The 16683-nt window shown below is 65.7% G+C and carries 16 protein-coding genes and 1 other RNA gene; 12 read left to right on the top strand and 5 right to left on the bottom strand.

What is annotated here, in order from left to right; translation table 11 throughout:
- Positions 1 to 55: 55 nt before the first annotated feature.
- On the bottom strand, positions 56 to 538 hold the full coding sequence (locus O7628_RS04105; RefSeq protein ID WP_278128447.1) for a MarR family transcriptional regulator: 483 nt from the start codon (positions 536 to 538) through the stop codon (positions 56 to 58).
- 53 nt (positions 539 to 591) lie between these two features.
- Between O7628_RS04105 and O7628_RS04100 the strand changes: the two genes are divergently transcribed.
- Positions 592 to 1824: an MFS transporter gene (locus tag O7628_RS04100; RefSeq protein ID WP_278128445.1), complete on the top strand. Its 1233-nt coding sequence runs from the start codon at positions 592 to 594 to the stop codon at positions 1822 to 1824.
- Positions 1825 to 1879: 55 nt separating this feature from the next.
- On the opposite strand, the gene O7628_RS04095 is transcribed toward O7628_RS04100, so the two are convergent.
- A complete protein-coding gene (locus O7628_RS04095; RefSeq protein WP_278128444.1) occupies positions 1880 to 2641 on the bottom strand; it encodes a sulfite exporter TauE/SafE family protein in 762 nt (253 codons plus the stop codon).
- Between the two features lie 251 nt (positions 2642 to 2892).
- Between O7628_RS04095 and rnpB the strand changes: the two genes are divergently transcribed.
- The 6 genes from rnpB to O7628_RS04065 all read left to right on the top strand — a co-directional run bounded on the left by rnpB (position 2893) and on the right by O7628_RS04065 (position 9982).
- Positions 2893 to 3311, top strand: an RNA gene (rnpB, locus tag O7628_RS04090) — RNase P RNA component class A.
- A 412-nt stretch (positions 3312 to 3723) separates the two neighbouring features.
- A complete protein-coding gene (locus O7628_RS04085; RefSeq protein ID WP_278128443.1) occupies positions 3724 to 3939 on the top strand; it encodes a hypothetical protein in 216 nt (71 codons plus the stop codon).
- A 295-nt stretch (positions 3940 to 4234) separates the two neighbouring features.
- Positions 4235 to 5989, top strand: a complete 1755-nt coding sequence (locus O7628_RS04080) for an IS481 family transposase (RefSeq protein WP_278128442.1) — start codon at positions 4235 to 4237, stop codon at positions 5987 to 5989.
- Between the two features lie 289 nt (positions 5990 to 6278).
- Positions 6279 to 8255: an ATP-binding protein gene (locus O7628_RS04075; protein ID WP_278128440.1), complete on the top strand. Its 1977-nt coding sequence runs from the start codon at positions 6279 to 6281 to the stop codon at positions 8253 to 8255.
- A gap of 19 nt (positions 8256 to 8274) precedes the next feature.
- Positions 8275 to 8907 (top strand): hypothetical protein, encoded by a 633-nt coding sequence (locus tag O7628_RS04070; protein WP_278128438.1) that lies wholly within the window; start codon positions 8275 to 8277, stop codon positions 8905 to 8907.
- Positions 8908 to 9256: 349 nt separating this feature from the next.
- Entirely contained in the window at positions 9257 to 9982 is a 726-nt protein-coding gene (locus tag O7628_RS04065; protein WP_278128437.1) for a hypothetical protein, read from the top strand.
- 46 nt (positions 9983 to 10028) lie between these two features.
- On the opposite strand, the gene O7628_RS04060 is transcribed toward O7628_RS04065, so the two are convergent.
- Positions 10029 to 11312 carry a DNA methyltransferase gene (locus O7628_RS04060; RefSeq protein ID WP_278128435.1) on the bottom strand — a complete coding sequence of 428 codons (1284 nt, stop codon included), beginning with the start codon at positions 11310 to 11312 and terminating at the stop codon, positions 10029 to 10031.
- 482 nt (positions 11313 to 11794) lie between these two features.
- Positions 11795 to 12469 carry a GntR family transcriptional regulator gene (locus O7628_RS04055; protein ID WP_278136204.1) on the bottom strand — a complete coding sequence of 225 codons (675 nt, stop codon included), beginning with the start codon at positions 12467 to 12469 and terminating at the stop codon, positions 11795 to 11797.
- Between the two features lie 380 nt (positions 12470 to 12849).
- On the opposite strand from O7628_RS04055, the gene O7628_RS04050 reads away from it, so the two are divergent.
- The 4 genes from O7628_RS04050 to O7628_RS04035 all read left to right on the top strand — a co-directional run bounded on the left by O7628_RS04050 (position 12850) and on the right by O7628_RS04035 (position 15170).
- Positions 12850 to 13095, top strand: coding sequence for a hypothetical protein (locus O7628_RS04050; RefSeq protein WP_278136203.1), 246 nt, complete (start codon positions 12850 to 12852; stop codon positions 13093 to 13095).
- 136 nt (positions 13096 to 13231) lie between these two features.
- Positions 13232 to 13429: a precorrin-4 C11-methyltransferase gene (locus O7628_RS04045; protein WP_278128433.1), complete on the top strand. Its 198-nt coding sequence runs from the start codon at positions 13232 to 13234 to the stop codon at positions 13427 to 13429.
- 149 nt (positions 13430 to 13578) lie between these two features.
- On the top strand, positions 13579 to 14400 hold the full coding sequence (locus O7628_RS04040) for a GntR family transcriptional regulator (protein ID WP_278128432.1): 822 nt from the start codon (positions 13579 to 13581) through the stop codon (positions 14398 to 14400).
- Positions 14388 to 15170 carry a glycosyltransferase gene (locus O7628_RS04035; protein WP_278128431.1) on the top strand — a complete coding sequence of 261 codons (783 nt, stop codon included), beginning with the start codon at positions 14388 to 14390 and terminating at the stop codon, positions 15168 to 15170. Before O7628_RS04040 ends, O7628_RS04035 begins: the two co-directional genes overlap by 13 nt.
- On the opposite strand, the gene O7628_RS04030 is transcribed toward O7628_RS04035, so the two are convergent.
- Positions 15160 to 15588, bottom strand: a complete 429-nt coding sequence (locus O7628_RS04030; protein ID WP_278128429.1) for a hypothetical protein — start codon at positions 15586 to 15588, stop codon at positions 15160 to 15162. The two genes, O7628_RS04035 and O7628_RS04030, sit on opposite strands and share 11 nt — an antisense overlap.
- A 501-nt stretch (positions 15589 to 16089) precedes the next feature.
- Between O7628_RS04030 and O7628_RS04025 the strand changes: the two genes are divergently transcribed.
- Complete coding sequence (locus O7628_RS04025; protein ID WP_278128428.1) at positions 16090 to 16491, top strand: transcriptional regulator; 402 nt, start codon at positions 16090 to 16092, stop codon at positions 16489 to 16491.
- Positions 16492 to 16683: the final 192 nt, after the last annotated feature.

Here is a 16683-nt window from a genome sequence, read left to right as displayed (position 1 = left end):
GTGCGTGCCCGGCGGTGGGGCGTGCCCGGCGGCGGGGCGCGCTTGGCGGCGGCGGTCAGCGGCGGGTGCGGGCCCTGGTCTCCAGCGCCTCGTTGAGCCGGCGCAGCAGGTCGGCCAGGGTGTCGCGGTCGGCCGGGGCCCAGTCGGCGAGGACGTCGCCGTAGAGCCGGGTGCGGGCCGCCCGGACGGCGGCCATGCGGTGCAGCCCGGCCGGGGTGGGGGAGACGACGGTGCCCCGGCCGTCGCTCGGGTCGGGGGCGCGGGCGATCAGCCCGTCGCGCTGCATGGCGGAGACCTGCCGGGTGACCGTGGAGCCGTCCAGGTTGAGCCGGGCGGCGAGCGCCGAGACGTTCTGCGGGCCGGCGCTGTCGAGGTGCCGCAGGATCACGTACGCCGCGCGGTCCAGCACCCGGTGCTCGGCCGTGCCGGTGGCGCGCCGGGTCGCCTCGCCGAGTCGCATGAGGAGCGCCACCTCGGTCTCGATCCGCCCGAGTGTGACCTCTTCCGCAGTGCCTTCCGCAGTGCCGTCCTCGCTCATAGCTGTAGGATACAAGAAAACTAACTGTACGATACAGCTATCCGGGAGGCGGAGTGGACCGGCGCAACGAACCCCACCGCAGTGCCATCTACGCCACCACCCTGGTGGCCTTCCTCGCCATCGCCGGCATCGCCGTCGTCGACCCCATCCTGCCCGCCATCGGCGAGGCCATCGGCGTCACCGCCTGGCAGGTCGAGCTGCTGTTCACCGCGTACATCGCGGTCATGGCCCTGGGCATGATCCCCGCGACCCTGGCCAGCGGCCGGTTCGGCTTCAAGCCCGTGCTGATCACCGGCGTCTCCGTGGTCGGCCTGGCCGCCATCGGCGCCTCGTTCAGCAACGACATCGTGCAACTGTCGGTGCTGCGCGGCGTGTGGGGGCTGGGCAACGCCATGTTCTTCGCCACCGCCATGGTGGTGCTGGTCAACCTCGCCAACGATCGCGAATGGGTGGTCGGCCTCTTCGAGACCGCGCTCGGCCTCGGCTTCGCCGTCGGCCCGCTGCTCGGCGGCCTGCTCGGCGAGGTGAGCTGGCGGCTGCCGTTCTTCGTCTGCGGCATCTTCATGGTCCTCGCGCTCGCCGTCGCGTCCCGCCGGCTCCGCGAGCCGGCAAACCCCCAACCTCCGGTACGCCTCGGCGCGATCTTCGCCACCTACCGCCGGCCCGCGTTCGTGGCCCTGTGCGCCGTCACCGCCGCCTACAACTTCGTCTTCTTCGTCGTGCTCGGCTACACGCCGCTCTTCCTCGGCCTCGACGTCATCCCGCTGGGCCTCGCGTTCACCGGCTGGGGCCTCGGCCTCGCCGCCGGCATCCTCGTGGTCGGCCACCGGCTCGCCCACCGCATCGGCGCGGTGCAGACCGTCGGCGTGGCCGTCGCCGGCCTGCTGGCCTGCATGGTGCTGTTCGCCACCTCGACCGGCACCGCCATGTCGCTGGTCGTGCTCGTCGTCGCCGGCCTGTTCATGGGCCTTGCCAACGCCAACCTCACCGACCTGGCCCTCGGCCTCGGCGCCGCCGACCGCCGGGTCGCCACCGGCGCGTTCAACCTGGTCCGCTGGGGCGCCGCCGCGCCCGCCCCGATCATCTCCGGCAAGCTCGCCGAGCACGGGCTCGCCCTGCCCTTCTGGGTCGGCCTCGGCGTCCTCGCCGCCGGCGCGCTGGTCTACCTCGCCACCGCACACCGGATGGCCGCCGGCCACGGCGAACGGGTGCTCTGGGCCCGCTGGAACCGGGCCGCCGCCCGCAACGAACACGCCCCGGAGGAGCCGGTCGGCGAGGCGTACTGAGCCTGTGGCGAGCCGGCCGGGGCGGCTCGGCGCACGTCGATCCGGGCAGGTCGGCTCAGCGCACCGCGCGCCACAGCAGGTACAGGCCGATGGCCGTGCCGAACGCCACGATCAGCGTCTTCAGCACCACCGGCGGCAGCCGGCGCACCAGCCGCGCGCCGACGTACCCGCCGACCAGGGTCGCCGGGGCCACCACCCCGACGGCCGCCCAGTTCACCGGGCCGAACAGCGCGAACACCACAAGCGTGGTCAGCCCGACCGTCGCCGAGAGCAGGTTCTTCACCGCCGACACCCGGGCCAGCGTCGCGTCCAGCACCAGCGCCAGACCGGCCACCAGCATCACCCCCAGGGCCGCGCCGAAATAGCCGCCGTACACCGCGCCGACCGCGACCATGGCCTGCACGGTGACGGTACGGCGGCGCGGCCCCAGCTCGGCCGGGTGCCCGACGAGGCGGCGCAGCGGATCCTGGAACGCGAGCACGGCGGTGGCCCCGAGCACCAGGAACGGCACCACCAGCTCGAACGCCCGCGCCGGGGTGCCCAGCAACAGCAGGCACCCGACGATCGTGCCCACCACCGTGGTCGGCAGCAGCGCCCACAGCGCCCGGCCGCGCGGCAGGTCCGTGCGGCTGCCCGCCACGCTCGCCACGTACCCGGGGAACACCGCCACGGAATTGCTCACGTTCGCCGGCACCGGCGGAAGGCCCGCCGCGATCATGGCCGGGAAGGTGATCAGCGAGCCGCCGCCGGCCACCGCGTTGACCGTGCCCGCGGCGAGACCGGCGGTGACCAGCAGCGCGGCGTCGGAGAGTTCCACGCCGCCGAGGCTAGCCCGCCCGGCCGCCCCGCCCCGCCCGGCCCTGCCCCGTCCCCCCTCGCCCCGCCCGGCCGGTCCAGCCCCGTGCGGCCTCGCCCCGCCCCGCTCTCCTTGATCATCTGCATGTCGGCGACATGGCGGTATCCGGAGCGCTGGGATCCCGCCATGTCGCCGACATGGTGTCGGCGGCCAGCCCGGAAGGCCGCGAAATGGGCGCGGGGGTGTGGTCGTTAGGATGGGTGCGCGACGGACGAGTCGACCGGGCGGTCGCGTCGGCGGGCCAGGTGCCCGTCGCCGAGGAACGTCCGGACTCCACAGGGCAGGGTGGTTGCTAACGGCAACCCGGGGCGACCCGCGGGACAGTGCCACAGAGAACAGACCGCCGGCCCCCAACGGGGACGGTAAGGGTGAAACGGTGGGGTAAGAGCCCACCAGCATCCCGGGTGACCGGGATGGCTCGGTAAACCCCACCCGGAGCAAGGCCAAAATGGGCCGTCACCGCAAGAGGACGGCCTGCGCAGACGCCTGAGGGCTGCCCGCCCGATGTCTGCGGGTAGGCCGCTGGAGCCTGCCGGCGACGGCAGGCCTAGATGGATGGCCGCCGCTGGCGCGCAACCCCGCGAGGGGTACGCGCCGGGCACAGAATCCGGCGTACAGGTCGACTCGTCCGTCGCCCACCAGCTCAGCGCCGCGATCAGGGCTCTGAGCTGGTCGTTTATCTGGTGCCGTTGGTTGACCTTGGTCATCGTTGGGCGGCGTCTGACGGCCTGGCCACGGCCTGAGACGGCCTGGAGACGGCCTGAGTGTGGGCTCAGTGAACCTCGCTTTGGCCGGTGCCCTGGCTCATCCTGAGGGCCTTGCGGCGGCGTGGCCGGGCTCTGCGCGGTGCCGCCGGCTGCTTGTGGGCGGTCGGGCACGTCCTGGCGGTGGAGCTGCTGGGGTGACCCGGGTACCCGGTGGCAAGCCAGTCCCGGGTTTGGACTGGCGCGGCAGCCGGAAGCCCCGACCACGCGACCAGGCCGACCCGCTGGCTTCCGTAGCGGCCTGCGTGGTCCCATCCGTGAATGGGGTGGGACGAGTGCGTGCCGGAGCTGCTAGCGCATCTGGGGGAGATGGGCCTGGTCGGGATCGTCAAGATTGACGGGGAACGGGAGCGCACGCCCTGGACCGTGGTGATCTCGGGCAGGCGGCTCGACGGTGCGTCGATCAGGGTCGACGGCAACAGCCTCGATTACTGCCTGCGCCATGCGATCACCGCGCTTCGCGAGCGCTTCCCGGACGAACTTGCACTGGGCTGAGTCTTGCTCCGGCCTGGGGGCGGTGTCCCGGCGGCTGTCGGTGGCTCACCGCCCCGGTGCCGTAGGCGTCCGGGGCGGCTTGCCGCCGGCCGGGCTCGCCGCCCCGCACCGCGCGGAGCGCGGTGCCTTGATCAAAGACAGAGCAATTCAGCAACAGGACGTTAGGTGGCTATGTCCCGTCACGGGACATGCTTGACAGTCGCGTCCCACCAGATGCTTGACATGATCATGAGTTGGCTTCTTCATCGCGTGGTGTTTGCGGGCATCGCGTGGTGGGAGGCCGGGATTGGCGCTGGTGGAGTTGTCGATCGTCGAGCAGAGGTATCGGGCGGTGTTGTCGGTGCGGGCCGGGGATCCGGTGGTGGAGGTGGCAGCCCGGGTCGGGGTGTCCCGTCAGACGGTTCACACGTGGCTTGCGCGTTATGCCGAGTCGGGGTTGGCGGGGTTGGAGGACCGGTCCCGTCGGCCGCAGGGGTGTGCTCATCAGGCGTCGCCGGAGGTGGAGGCGTTGGTGTGTGAGCTGCGTCGGCATCATCCGCGGTGGGGCGCCCGGCGGATCGCGTTCGAGCTAGGGCGGCATGGCTGTCCGGAGCCGGTGCCGTCGCGGATGACGGTGTATCGGGTCCTGGTCCGCCACGGGTTGATCGAGCCGGTGCCTCGCCGTCGGGGGCGCAAGGACTACCGCCGGTGGGAACGGGCTCGGCCGATGGAGCTGTGGCAGATGGACATCGTCGGTGGGGTGTTCCTCGCTGACGGCAGCGAGGCGAAGGTCGTCACGGGGGTGGATGACCATTCCCGGTTCTGCGTCATCGCCCAGGTCGTGCGTAGGGCGACCGGCCGGGCGGTGTGTTTGGCCTTCGCCGAGGGGCTGCGACGGTTCGGGGTGCCTGAGGAAGTCCTGACCGACAACGGCAAGCAGTTCACCGACCGGTTCGGCAAGGGCGGGGAGGTGCTGTTCGACCGGATCTGCCGGGAGAACGGGATCATCCACCGGCTGACCCAGCCGGCGTCGCCGACCACGACGGGAAAGGTGGAACGGTTCCATCAGACCCTGCGCCGGGAACTCCTCGACGACGTGCCGGTCTGGCCGGACCTGGACACCGCTCAGGCCGCGATCGACGTGTTCCGCGACGAGTACAACACCGACCGGCCCCACCAGTCTCTGGACATGGCCTTCCCCGCCGACCGGTTCACCCCCGCTGGGGAGCAGGTGGTGACGGTGAAGCTACCGGCCCGACTCACCCAGCCGGTCGACCAGACCCTCATCGCACCACCCCTGCCCGTCCCGGTTCCGGCGCCGGTGGTGGCGGGGGCGGTGGAGTTCGAGCGGGTCGTTCCCGCCTCGGGGAACATGCAGATCTGCGGGAAGCAGTTCTGGCTCGGCCCCGCCCGCTCCGGGGTGACGGTGACGTTCTGGGCCGACACCGACGTCATCCACCTCATGATCGCCGGCACCCGGATCAAGTCCGTGCGGTCGCATCTGTCTGTCAACGACCTGGCCGCCCTGCACCGTGCCGGTGGCCGACCTGCCGGGCCGCCACCCCTGCCACCCGCGCCGGCAGGCCAGGTGCGCGGACCGGTGGAAGTAGATCGGACCATCGGCGCCAACGGCTGTGTGTCGCTGGGACAACACCTGGTCCTGGCCGCCGAGATCCTCGCCGGCCGGCGGGTCGGGGTCCGGGTCGAGGAACACACCCTGGCCTTCTTCGACCTGGACACCCGCGAACTGCTACGCACCCGCCCCAACCCACTGACCCCCGCCGAGGTGGCCCGACTACGCAGCGCCCGCCCCGCCGGCCCACCACCACAACCAGCCACCGGACCGGTCCGGGTCCAGCGGCGGGCCTCCAACAGCGGCGTGGTCATGGTCGTCGGCCAGAAGATCGCCCTCGGCCGGGTCCACGCCCACAAGACCCTCACCATCGACGTCACCGACACCGAGCTGGCCATCCACTGCGACGACGGCACCCGCACCATCCGCCGCACCACCGACCAGCCCGTCACCCGGATCAAAGCCCACCGACCCCGCAAGGTCACCCTCAATGTCTAGACCAACCGTCAAGCATGAGCTGGGACGAATCCGTCAAGCATCAGGTGGGACTAGACAGACGTTAGGTGGCTAGGACCGCTTCGCATCACACGCGATGCTGGATGTGTAAGCATGCACGAGTAAGCGTCACACCGCCTAGCTGTGGGATCATGCTGGACCAGAGATGATCGGCGTGAGCCTCTTGACGCTCCAGCTAGGATCTCGTCGTGGGCATCAACCAAACTCCATCCCTTGAGTCCTGGGCCACCACCTTCGTGGAGAGAGGCCGGCAGCGATGATTAAGCTACCGGTGCTCGAAGAGCTCACAATCAAGGAGTATGGGCTTTACCCCGGCACATCGAAACACCCTGGCGTCCGCGTAACGTTTAAACCTGGATTGACCCTTGTCCTAGGGGCAAATGGCCTCGGTAAAACAACGCTCGTGACGATCATGTATCGTATGCTCACCGGTGGACACGAATTGCCCAACATGGTCGCCGGGAGAGAATTCGGAAACCGGACCCCGGAAGCCCGTTCCTTATCTCGGATTGACCGTCGGGTTTTTGCTGATCGCGTGATCGACGATGCTGCGGGGGCAACGGCGGCCCTAACATTCAGGCTCGGCAGATCCTCTTTCCGTGTCTCACGTAGCCTCCATGACCTGAGCATTCGGAGCTTCACGATTGACGATGAGGAACAGGACGCTTCGGATACTGCATATCAAGCCGCGATTCAGGATCATGCGAATGTGCCCTCGTTTGGCGATATGATATTCCTTCTCCGGCATCTTACCTTTTACTTCGAAGATCGCCGCGCGCTCGTCTGGGATGCTTCTGCGCAGCGTCAACTTCTTCGCCTGCTCTTTTTGGACCGTGAGACGGCGAAGCAGCAGGCATCAAAGGAGCGCGAAATCTTCACGCTCGACAGTAGCGTACGAAACCTTCAGTACGCAATTGGGCGTGAGGAAAAGCGGGCGGCCCGAACGGAGAAAGTGATCGGCAGCGCGGACGAGGTCCGGCAGAAACTCCAACTGTTGCAGGGCATACAGGAAGATGAGCTTGAGCAGCTTGCCGAATTGGAGGAGGCTCTAGCAATCGTCGAAGCCCGGCGACAGCAGGCGCGCGTTAACGCCTTGACTGCGGAGCAGGCCCAAGAGTCTGCGCTTCGTGCAGTCGAGCGTCAACAGCTTTCAATGATCCGAAACTCCTTTCCCTCGGCATCTGAGACCGCAAGGTATCTGGTGGGTCACATAGTTGCCAACCAAAGTTGCCTCGTCTGCCAATCGGACGTGCCCGGCTTTGCCGCTGATCTGCAAGCGCGCGTTCTTGAGCGTCGGTGTGTGGTTTGCAATTCGAACATCACCGAGAGGACGGTGCCGCGCCAAAGGACGAATCGTACGCTTACGAAGGCGCTGAAAGACCTTGAGGCCGCCGAGACCCAAGCGACTGCTGCTGTGGGTGAACGGGACGCGTCAGAAGCAGAATACGATGCCCGCGTATCGATCATTGCAGAGTTGACCGCTAGGACCGCTAACCGAGCCGTCGACATAGATAACCTGATTAAACGTCTTCCCCCGTCGGACAAGGCTGTTCATGAGCATCGAACCTACCTGTCCACGATGCGTGCAGGGCTCGCGGCAGACCGGCAGAAGCTAGAGTCTCTACGCGACGAATTCGGTATGTTCGCCGCCCGCATCAACCGGGATATCGCGTCTCGTAAGGAAGAAATAAAGCGAGCCTTCCGGTCATTCGCTACAGACTTCCTCTTGGAAGGATGTGAGCTGGTCTGGGCGCCGCGAAAGGGTCGGCTCGGGGAGACTGGCGGGCTAGTGGACTTTCCGGCCTTCGAGTTAGAAATGACTGGTACGGACTATCACTCGGCGGTTCGAAGAAGCGGTCCTCAGCAGGTTTCGGAAAGTCAGCGAGAGTTTATTGACCTCGCCTTTCGCATGGCCCTAATGCAGGTTGCTACTGAAGGTGGCACCACAATGGTAATAGACGCGCCCGAGTCGTCGCTTGATGCAGTCTTCGTCGCTAGGGCGGCTGACGTGCTGACTAGGTACGGCGAGCCTTCGTCGGGTAATCGCCTTCTAATTACCTCGAACCTTGTAGAGGGTGACCTTATACCGGCGCTGCTTAGAAATGCTGGTATTCAGTCATCACGGGATGAGCGGGTGGTCGATCTTCTCGCAATTGCCACCCCGACAGCCGCCACCGAGCAATTGCATGAGCAATACCAGGAAGTCCGGACGCGGATCTTCGCGCGAGCAAGGGCTCCCCGTGACTAGGCGACTTCTATCTGCTGAGATGCAGCAGATAGAGCGACAACTTCGGCTCATCGCAATTTTCGACGCGGCTGAAGAAGTAGGGCTTTACCCAGTTGATGTGCGAACCCTCCATACTCTCGCATACCTGGCTGATGCGTTAGCGCCGGTTTGGCACTTGCCTATTCTTGACGGGCAGGTTTTGAAGCGCCGAACCTACCCCTTCTTCCCTGCGTTGCAGCACGACTTAGACCTGTTGGTTGGCTTGGGAGTGGTCCAAGTCGATAGCTTTGCTTATGAAGAAGACTGGGAAGACGGTTGGCGTCTAAGTGCGGGCTACTTTCTAAATCGGAGCTTTGCTGATCGCATTATTGACGAAATCAATCAACACCATCTGGCCGAGCGGAGCCACGCATTCGTTCGTGAAGTTGTCTATGCGGCATCTGCGATCGGAGTAGAGGGAATCGAGCAGGTTGGCATCGCGGATGCCGCCTATTCCAATCCCGTAGTGGACGTTGGTGGCGTCGTCGACATTGATGGCGAGCAGGGAGTTAATGCCACTGCAAAAACGGCGCTGCGCTTCAAGGCTTTGACCCGGGAGCAAACGAATCTATCGGATGCTGAGACAGTTCACCTCTACGTCCGTCACTTGTATTCTAGGATGAATGTTGCCTAGTGCATACGAAGCCGACTTCGCACCGGAGCGGCTGCTTCAGACCGCTCAGGCCTATTCGGGTATCGGAAACGACGCTAATCAGCCTGCCAACGTTCGCTTCGTAAGAGGTGTGGTCCGCCTGCTGAGAACGCGGGTTGATCGCGTCGGTTCCCTTGGGAATGAGCCATCGGTATTTGTGCTATGCCCTACGCTGCCGCCCGCTCTCAAGGACTTGCAGACGAGCAGGCACCGGATGATTGACAATGGCCTGACGCCGCTACAGGGTCGACTGTGGTTTGTAGGGCCGGTAGTAGCATCAGGGCGGTCGACTGTACTGTCATTCGAGCAGGACGACGACATTTTTAAGCAGGTGGCGGACGACTATGAGCTTGGCACCGTCCCTGCCGTAATTCACGACCCTCGTACGAGTCCGGGCGAGATTCGGTTTTTTCCGCTAGGCCTTGACGAGCCGGATGAGCGGATCATTATCTCGTTGCCGAGAGCGCCAGTCACGCTCGAGGACGTGATTAAGGTGATTGACAGGGTCCATGCCACGAAGCTCGTGACTCCGGACGCACAGAGTGAGACCGCAAAGCTCTGGCATAAGCCTGTAAAATTTATCCCAATAGAACGCGCCGAGCTAACAATCCAGATGTACTTAGAAACGGCGCTGAACGTGGCCTTCCCGCACTGCGCAATTCGTCCTGAGCAGCCCCAGATAAGTGGACGGCTTGATCTGGAAATCGAGGGGGCGGACCCATTTGACAGTGAAAACTTCGTCCGGCATGTCTTACTCGAACTGAAGGTTCTTCGAAGCTTTCGAAGTGGCGGAACGTCAGTGTCTCAAAACGAGATCAACAAATGGATCGAGGAAGGCGTTGACCAAGCCTCAGCATATGCAGTTGAAAGGGGAGCCCGAGCGACGGCCCTCTGCTGCTTCGATATGCGTAAGCAGAACGTGGGTGACGCATGCTTCGCTCACGTAGTTGACAAGGCTGGCCAACTTGGCGTCGCGCTGCAGGTGTGGTACCTGTTTGCGTCGGCAAAGGCGTACAGGGCACATCTCTCAGCGGCATCCGCTGGAGAGTCGGCATGAGCTGACAACCGTAGCGCGTCCAGGTCGATTCGCCCCATGCGGACCGTCAGATGGTGCGCTCTAGCACGAGTAGCGATTCAGCCAGGTCCGGGCGCCAGCCTTGCTGCACTGATGAACGCATCTGCCGGAAAGCTGAATTCTGTTTTGTTGACCATCCACGGGTGGGAAGCAGCTCCGATAGAATCTTGGCCACAGGAACAGAGACTCCCGCGTAGCTGCTGTCTCCGACTACAATCCAGCATTGACCTTTTGAGGTCAAATTGGTGTGTACTCGGGACAGTACCGCTAAAAGGTCCGAGAAATATGAGCCCACCATGGCAGGGATCCACCGGTTCCAGAGACGGTCCTTAGCTTCGTCAAGCTGAGCGAGCGCCCGATCAAGCGTGATGGAGCCCTGCGGTGGTTCTGCGTACTCTCTCGATAACTGTACGTGGGAGCTGATGGTGGAAGTGCGGAGGGAGCGGTTGTCGTCGCTTCCACGGAGATACCCAAGCATCCAGAGCTCAAGATTGTACACGTCAGTGTAGTCGAAAGAGTTTGGATAGGGTGGGGAGAAGACCGAAATTTCGAAACTCTCGTCTAAATCGACCATCCGTGCGTCGGACCGGATTACTTTGGCTGTTACTTCCGGCCGTTGACTGAATGATTGGATATCGCGGATCGCATTTTCCGTGCGCCTTGCGAACTCGGTCTCTACCCGGTCGGGGTTACAGGGTGACTGCTTCCAGTTTCGGCGATAGCGGCGGCCTTTGCCGCTGATGGTCGCGTTGCTGACCTCGGTGAGAAAGCCGCCTACGATGATTCGAAAGAGGCGGGAGACGTCCGGCTCCGGAACTTCTTCGATCGCTGCAAGTAGGTTCGCCAGCCGCTGGGCGACGTCTCGGTTGTACAGCCAACGTTCGCCCATCCCCGGCTGTATGAAAGTCCGGGGAACGTGAGCGAAGTACGTCTCGTAGTCTACTGTGGTTGAGCGTGCTCGCCGGCGTACCTCTGCTAGGCGGTCAACGAGGTTGTCGAGATTGTAGCGATGGAGTTTTGCGCCAATAACGTCGACAAAGAACGGATTGATTTCCACCGTAGTCGACTCAATGCCTAGCATCTGGCAAGCTAGGCCTGTCGTGCCGCTTCCGCCGAACGGGTCTAAGCAGCGCTTTATGTCGAGCCCGGAGCGCTCGAAGGCATGCGCCAGTAGTTCGGGCGGGAAGGCTTCCTTGAACCGATGCCATGTCTGAAAGGCGAGGGGTGCGGCTCCGTCGTTGCTGCCGAAGGATAAGATCTTCCGGTTGCCGATCCATCTCTTGAAGTCCTCGGTCAAGACTGGGTCGGTCACTGAAGACTTCCTCCCGCTGCTCGGCGCGGCAACCTCTCGGCCAACATGGACGGTAGGTGGCCTGGATCTCCGGGCCGTGAGCCTAGCGGCGGCCCACCGGCGTCGCGCGGCGGCATGCCACGAGTGGACATGGTGGCACATTCCGGCGGCGATTGGGAGTTGGGGTGGGGCGTTTGTGACCGCGTGGCCATCGACCTCGATGAAGAGGAGCGCAGGCCATGGTTGCCTTGTGCGGAGCTGGCGGGCTGCTCGGATGTGCCTGGCTAGGTTTCGGACGCCAGTTGTCGTGCACTTGTAGGCCAGCAACCCCCGGGGCCAAGGTCTTTGGCGTCCTAAGGCGGCTCTGCTGTCCGCACTAGCCGCCGAGCACCAAGCGTGGCGGCTCGCAGGTCACGGAGGCAGTGGGTGACGCGTGTTCAAGCGGCGGGTGCGGCCCCTGGCCTGCCTCATCGAGGCTGTATCTCAAAGGTGCGGTGGCAGCGCTAATGCTCGGAACGGGGTACTCGATAGGCTCGGACGACCTCGTCCACCACGCCGCCTGCCCAGGTAACTCTCTGTTGTACTAGGAGGGTCGTTCCCACCTCGACAGCGAAAAGGGCTGCGAGCTCCGGGTCGGCGTCGACCTGCCGCTGTCGTGTCTCAGAGTCGGAGCCCTCCTCTTGCTCGGCCTCGTGTTGTAGGGGACTTGCGTGGGTGCCGCGGCCGTGTTCAGTCCTGACTAATCGAGCTTCCCGTAGAGCTGCTATGGCTTGACGAATCGTGCCGCGGCTCGCCCGAAACTCGGCGGCGAGCGCGCTCTCACTCGGCAAGAGGGCGCCCGGCGGGATGACGCCGTTCTCGATGCGCCGCCTCAGTTCGTCAGCGATGGTGCGGTAGCGGGGTTGTCCGTAGTGCGGGGTGGGCACCTGCTCACCGTACCTGGCACTTGTCTTACCAAGTGTCAAGCAAGAGACCCGTTTCGACGTGTAGACAACTCGTCCAGTTGTAGGTACGTTTCCATCTGTGCGGCCAGGGTGACGACTCGTGTCAGGGGTGGTCGGGTCGGCCCTGGTCGCACTTGAAGCGCGGCGTCCTGTCGGACCGGTTGCGGTAGCCGCGCACAAGTTGGCTCGGCGATACCCGACCCGTCTGTGTCGGACGGTGCGCCGTGCCTTCATCCGGGCCGGTGGCTGGCCATCTCCTTCCATGGCTGGCCACCGGCCCCTCCTACCTCTGGAGGTGCGATGTCCGGCTCACACCGTCGGCGCGGCTGGTTCTCGTCCTGGTGGTCACGAACGCGTACGCCGATCCGGCCCGCCAGCAGCAACGCTCCGTCGCGTCCGCGCCCGGCCCCGGTTCCGCCGTCGCCGTGGTGGTCGGTAGCTCCGACGCGGGAGGTGCCCGTGCTGCCGTACGCGCCGCTGATGACCCTTGCTCAGGCGACGCGGGGCAACGGCGGGCGGTGTCCGCGATGAGGCACCCGATCAGGCCCCTCGGGGTGACGGGCCACCCTGAGTGGTGTGCCCCTGACCGTTGCGGCTACCTGGTGCCGCCGGTGATGGCGCACATGGCCCGCCGCCATCGCGGCCCGATGCACCGCGTCGGCGACTCCCGTGCGGCCGGGGTCGTCGCCACCTATCTCATCGCTGCGGATGGGCTCGGGCCGATGGTGGGGGTTCACGCGACGTGCCGGGCGGGCAACACCTGGGCGGAGTTGACGTTGCCGCAGGCGGCCGAGCTGGTCGAGCACCTGAGCGGGTTGCTGGAGCAGGCCGCCGGCGACCAAGGGGCCGACGATGAGTGAGCCCGTACCCGTGGCGGATGCCCCGCGATCGTCGGCTGCGCCGGTCGTGTGCCCGGTGTGGTGTCGGGGCTGCGGGCCGAACGCCCCGATGCATCGGGGGCTTCTCGCAACGATCGGGCGGGAGCGGACCGGCTGGGTGAGCGTGCAACTGCTCGTCGACCGGTTCGCCCGTCGGGACCTGGCCGTCAAGCTCGACGCGACCCGCTACGGCGCGACTCAAACCGTGCTGCTGACGGCCGCCCAGGTGGACCGGCTCATCGAGGAACTGACCCACGCCCGGCAGGCCATGCGGGCGGCGGCCGAACCGCGCGAGCAGGCGGGGGAGACGCGGTGAACGCCGGCAGCCGTCGGGGCGTACCTGTTCCTCGGACTCCGGGTCCGCGTCGGACGCTGTCGTCGCGGACGGCGGTGGCGGTGCCTCCGGTTCCTGAGCGGCCGTCTGGGGGGACCACCTGGCAGACGTTGGAACGTCTAGGGGGTACGGTGACCGGTGTGCATGGTCGGGACTGGCGCCCTCGCTACCTGCAACTCGCCGAAGAGTTGCGGGCGAAGATCGTGAGCGGTGAACTGGCCCCCGGCACGCTCATGCCCAGCGAAACCGAGCTGGCCGACACCTCCGGGCTGTCCCGCACGAGCGTGCGCAACGCCATCCGCCAGTTGCGGGAATGGGGCTTAGTCCGGGCCGAGCAGGGGCGCGGCACCTACGTGCGGGCACCCCGCCAACGGGTACGCCGTCGCAACACCGAGCGGTACCAGTGGGAGAAGGATCGGGTCCTGCTCGACGAGGCCGAGCGGTTGAAGACCGGCGCGACCGAGCACGACACCGGCCTGACCGTCGACGACCTCAAGTTCCACGCCGAGTACACCCGCGTTGACGCCGATGCCGACATGGCGGCGGCCCTTCAGGTCGAGGCGGGCACGCCGCTGCTGCGCCGCGTGTACTGGACGTCGTCGCGGCACGAGAACGCGCCGCTGACCGTGTCGTACTCCTATCTGCCGTACGACCTGGTGGCCGCGAACCCCGACCTGCTCGACGAGAGCAAGGAACCGTGGCCGGGCGGGACGCAACACCAGCTCTACACCCTCGGCATCGAGCTGGACCGCATCGACGACGAGATCCGCGCCCGGCCGCCGTCGCCGGACGAGGCCGAATTGCTGGACATCGACCCGGGCGTCTCCGTGCTCACCGTGCGCAAGACCTCCATCGACACCACCGGCCGCATCGTCGAAGTCGCCGACGTGGTGATGCCGGGCGACCGGACAGAGCTTGTCTACTCCCACAAACTCCAGCGGTGGAAAACGTGACGCAGCTCGTCTCGGTCATCACCCCGGTCCACGCGCCCAGCATCGAGTACCTTGCGGGCGCGTACGAGTCGCTGGCCAAGCAGGACATGCCCCCGGGGTGGGACTGGCAATGGCTCGTCCAGGAAGACGGGCAGACCGGTGCCCTCGTCGACGCGCTGCCCGATGACCCCCGGATCAGCCTCGGCACCGGGCGTCCCGGCGGGCCTGGCGTCGCCCGCACCCTCGCGCTTTCCCGGGTTTCCGGGCAGCTCATCAAAGTCTTGGACGCCGACGACCAGTTGACCCCCGGGGCGCTGGCCCGGGACATCGCCGCGTTCGACGCGCACCCGCAGATCGGCTGGACCACCTCGCGGGTACTCGACCTGCTCCCCGACGGATTAACCGCCGGATGGGACAAAGACCCGGCCGGCGGCGTCATCGACCGCGGTGCGGTCCTGGCCTTCTGGCAAGCCAACGACTACCGGGCCTCGGTACATCCGGCGACGCTGTGCCTGCGCCGGGATCTCGTCTTCGCCCTCGGCGGCTGGATGGCCCTGCCCGCCTCCGAGGACACCGGCCTTCTCCTCGCCGCCAACGCGGTCAGCGAGGGCTACTTCACCCGGGAGTACGGCCTGCTCTACCGCAAGTGGCCCGGCCAGGTCACCAGCCAGGCCGCGCACCGGGAACCCGCCGAGTATCAGGCGCGCATGAGGATCATCGAGGCCAGAGCCCACGCCCTGGCCTCGATGGTCCCGAACGGTTTCGACTTCGGCGGCAGCGCTACGGCGTAGCTTCGTGCCCTGGCATCCCGTGGGTACGCCGACGCTCCTTCATCTCCGCCTCGTAGATGTGCCGCCGACCACCGGCCAACTTCTCCCGCGCGTCCCGCTCGATCTCCTGGAACGCCGCGTAGTAGCCGTCGTCGAACTCCTCCACGATCTGGAACGTCCACCTGCCAGGTAGCACGTTGCGCCCCAACAGCTCGTGCTCGACCCGGTCGGCCACCTCGTCATGCCCGGCCTCGCGAAGCAACTTCACGACTCGGTCAAGGGTGAGATCCGCACCGCCCACGAGCTGGTGCGCCGAGTACAGGTGACCCCGGACGCGGTGGATCGTCTCCAGCGCTTTGCTCAGCTCTCCCAGCGCCTCGACGGTCTCATCGCTAATCCCGGCAGGGCGTGAGTGACCGTCTGTCTTGTCGTTCTCCATCCGTTATTCCTACCCGCTTTCCGAATGCCCAACCGGCAGCTAGAGCCTCTAGAGAGCCCCTTGCGCTGCCGGCCACAAGCTGATGACTAGCACCACTACAAAGACGAGGACAACTACGGGTGCGGCGAATGAAACGTTGATCGAAAGCACAGACCTCTCCCTCGCGTGGACTACCGCTTGCATCGCACCTGCGACGCCGATGAAGGTACTGCCAAAGGCGGTCCGTTCGCAAGCTTTAGATAATATTGATGACTATCATTAAGTAGCGAATTCCTGGAACCGTCGCTCGCTGCGCTACTTCGACTCAGTCGAAAATCGATACCCTAGGGTATTGCATTTATCTGGAGCTGGAGTAGTGGCCGCGCTCAACGAAAGGCCGCTATCGCCCTATTTGACCCGGTTGAACGGCACATCTAAGCCAGGTTGTTGACTTGTCTGCCAAGTGCCGTCTACCTTGGAGTCTCAACTTGGCAGACATGCCAACAATCTGGAGGTTGAGCGATGGCTCTGCGTGGCGGTGCGAGGTTCGCCGTGCGTTGTGAGGACGTGTTCCCGGCGGGGTGCGCCTTGGTCCCCGAGTCCCTGGGTGAGGTCGAGGACTACGACGAGAAGACCGGGCGGCGTAGTCCGGCGAAGGACAAGCTGACCGGCCAGCGGGTGTGGCAGGTGCGCGTGATGGACCTGGACCCGGAGCTTGGTAAGCGCTCCCGGGAGACGACGGTCAAGATCTCGGTGGATCACCAGCCGGTGCCGCCGACGGGTGCGCCGTTCGAGGCGGTGGAGTTTGAGGGCATGACGGTGACGCCGTACGTGTCGAACACCGGTCGGATGGCGTACTCGCTGCGGGCGACTGGGATGCGCGCCCCGGCGGGCGTGGCCGGCAAGCAGAAGGCGGCGGCGTAGCCGTATCGGGTGGGGGCGGGGCTGTCAGGTCTTGGCGGACGGCAGCCCCGCCCCCTGTGTCTCTTCCCCCTGCTCTGTCGAGAGAGGTAGTGACGTGTCCAAGCGTAGGCGTTCGCCTGCCCCGGCTCAGCCTCGGTGCGGCGTGTGTCAGTCCCGGTTCGACCCGGCCGGCGGGGCGGCTGACCGCTGCCC

It is taken from the genome of Micromonospora sp. WMMD956, from assembly GCF_029626125.1.
Taxonomy (GTDB): Bacteria; Actinomycetota; Actinomycetes; order Mycobacteriales; family Micromonosporaceae; genus Micromonospora; species Micromonospora carbonacea.
The sequence above is the reverse complement of the archived record's forward strand: the minus strand, read 5'-3'. Positions and strand labels throughout refer to the sequence as shown.

Excerpts from the sequence above, each read along its gene's own strand:
- O7628_RS04030 (WP_278128429.1), bottom strand. The coding sequence starts at position 15,588 with ATGGAGAACGACAAGACAGACGGTCACTCACGCCCTGCCGGGATTAGC.
- O7628_RS04055 (WP_278136204.1), bottom strand. The coding sequence starts at position 12,469 with ATGAAGGCACGGCGCACCGTCCGACACAGACGGGTCGGGTATCGCCGA.
- O7628_RS04050 (WP_278136203.1), top strand. The coding sequence starts at position 12,850 with ATGGCGCACATGGCCCGCCGCCATCGCGGCCCGATGCACCGCGTCGGC.
- O7628_RS04105 (WP_278128447.1), bottom strand. The coding sequence starts at position 538 with ATGAGCGAGGACGGCACTGCGGAAGGCACTGCGGAAGAGGTCACACTC.
- O7628_RS04025 (WP_278128428.1), top strand. The coding sequence starts at position 16,090 with ATGGCTCTGCGTGGCGGTGCGAGGTTCGCCGTGCGTTGTGAGGACGTG.
- O7628_RS04070 (WP_278128438.1), top strand. The coding sequence starts at position 8,275 with ATGCAGCAGATAGAGCGACAACTTCGGCTCATCGCAATTTTCGACGCG.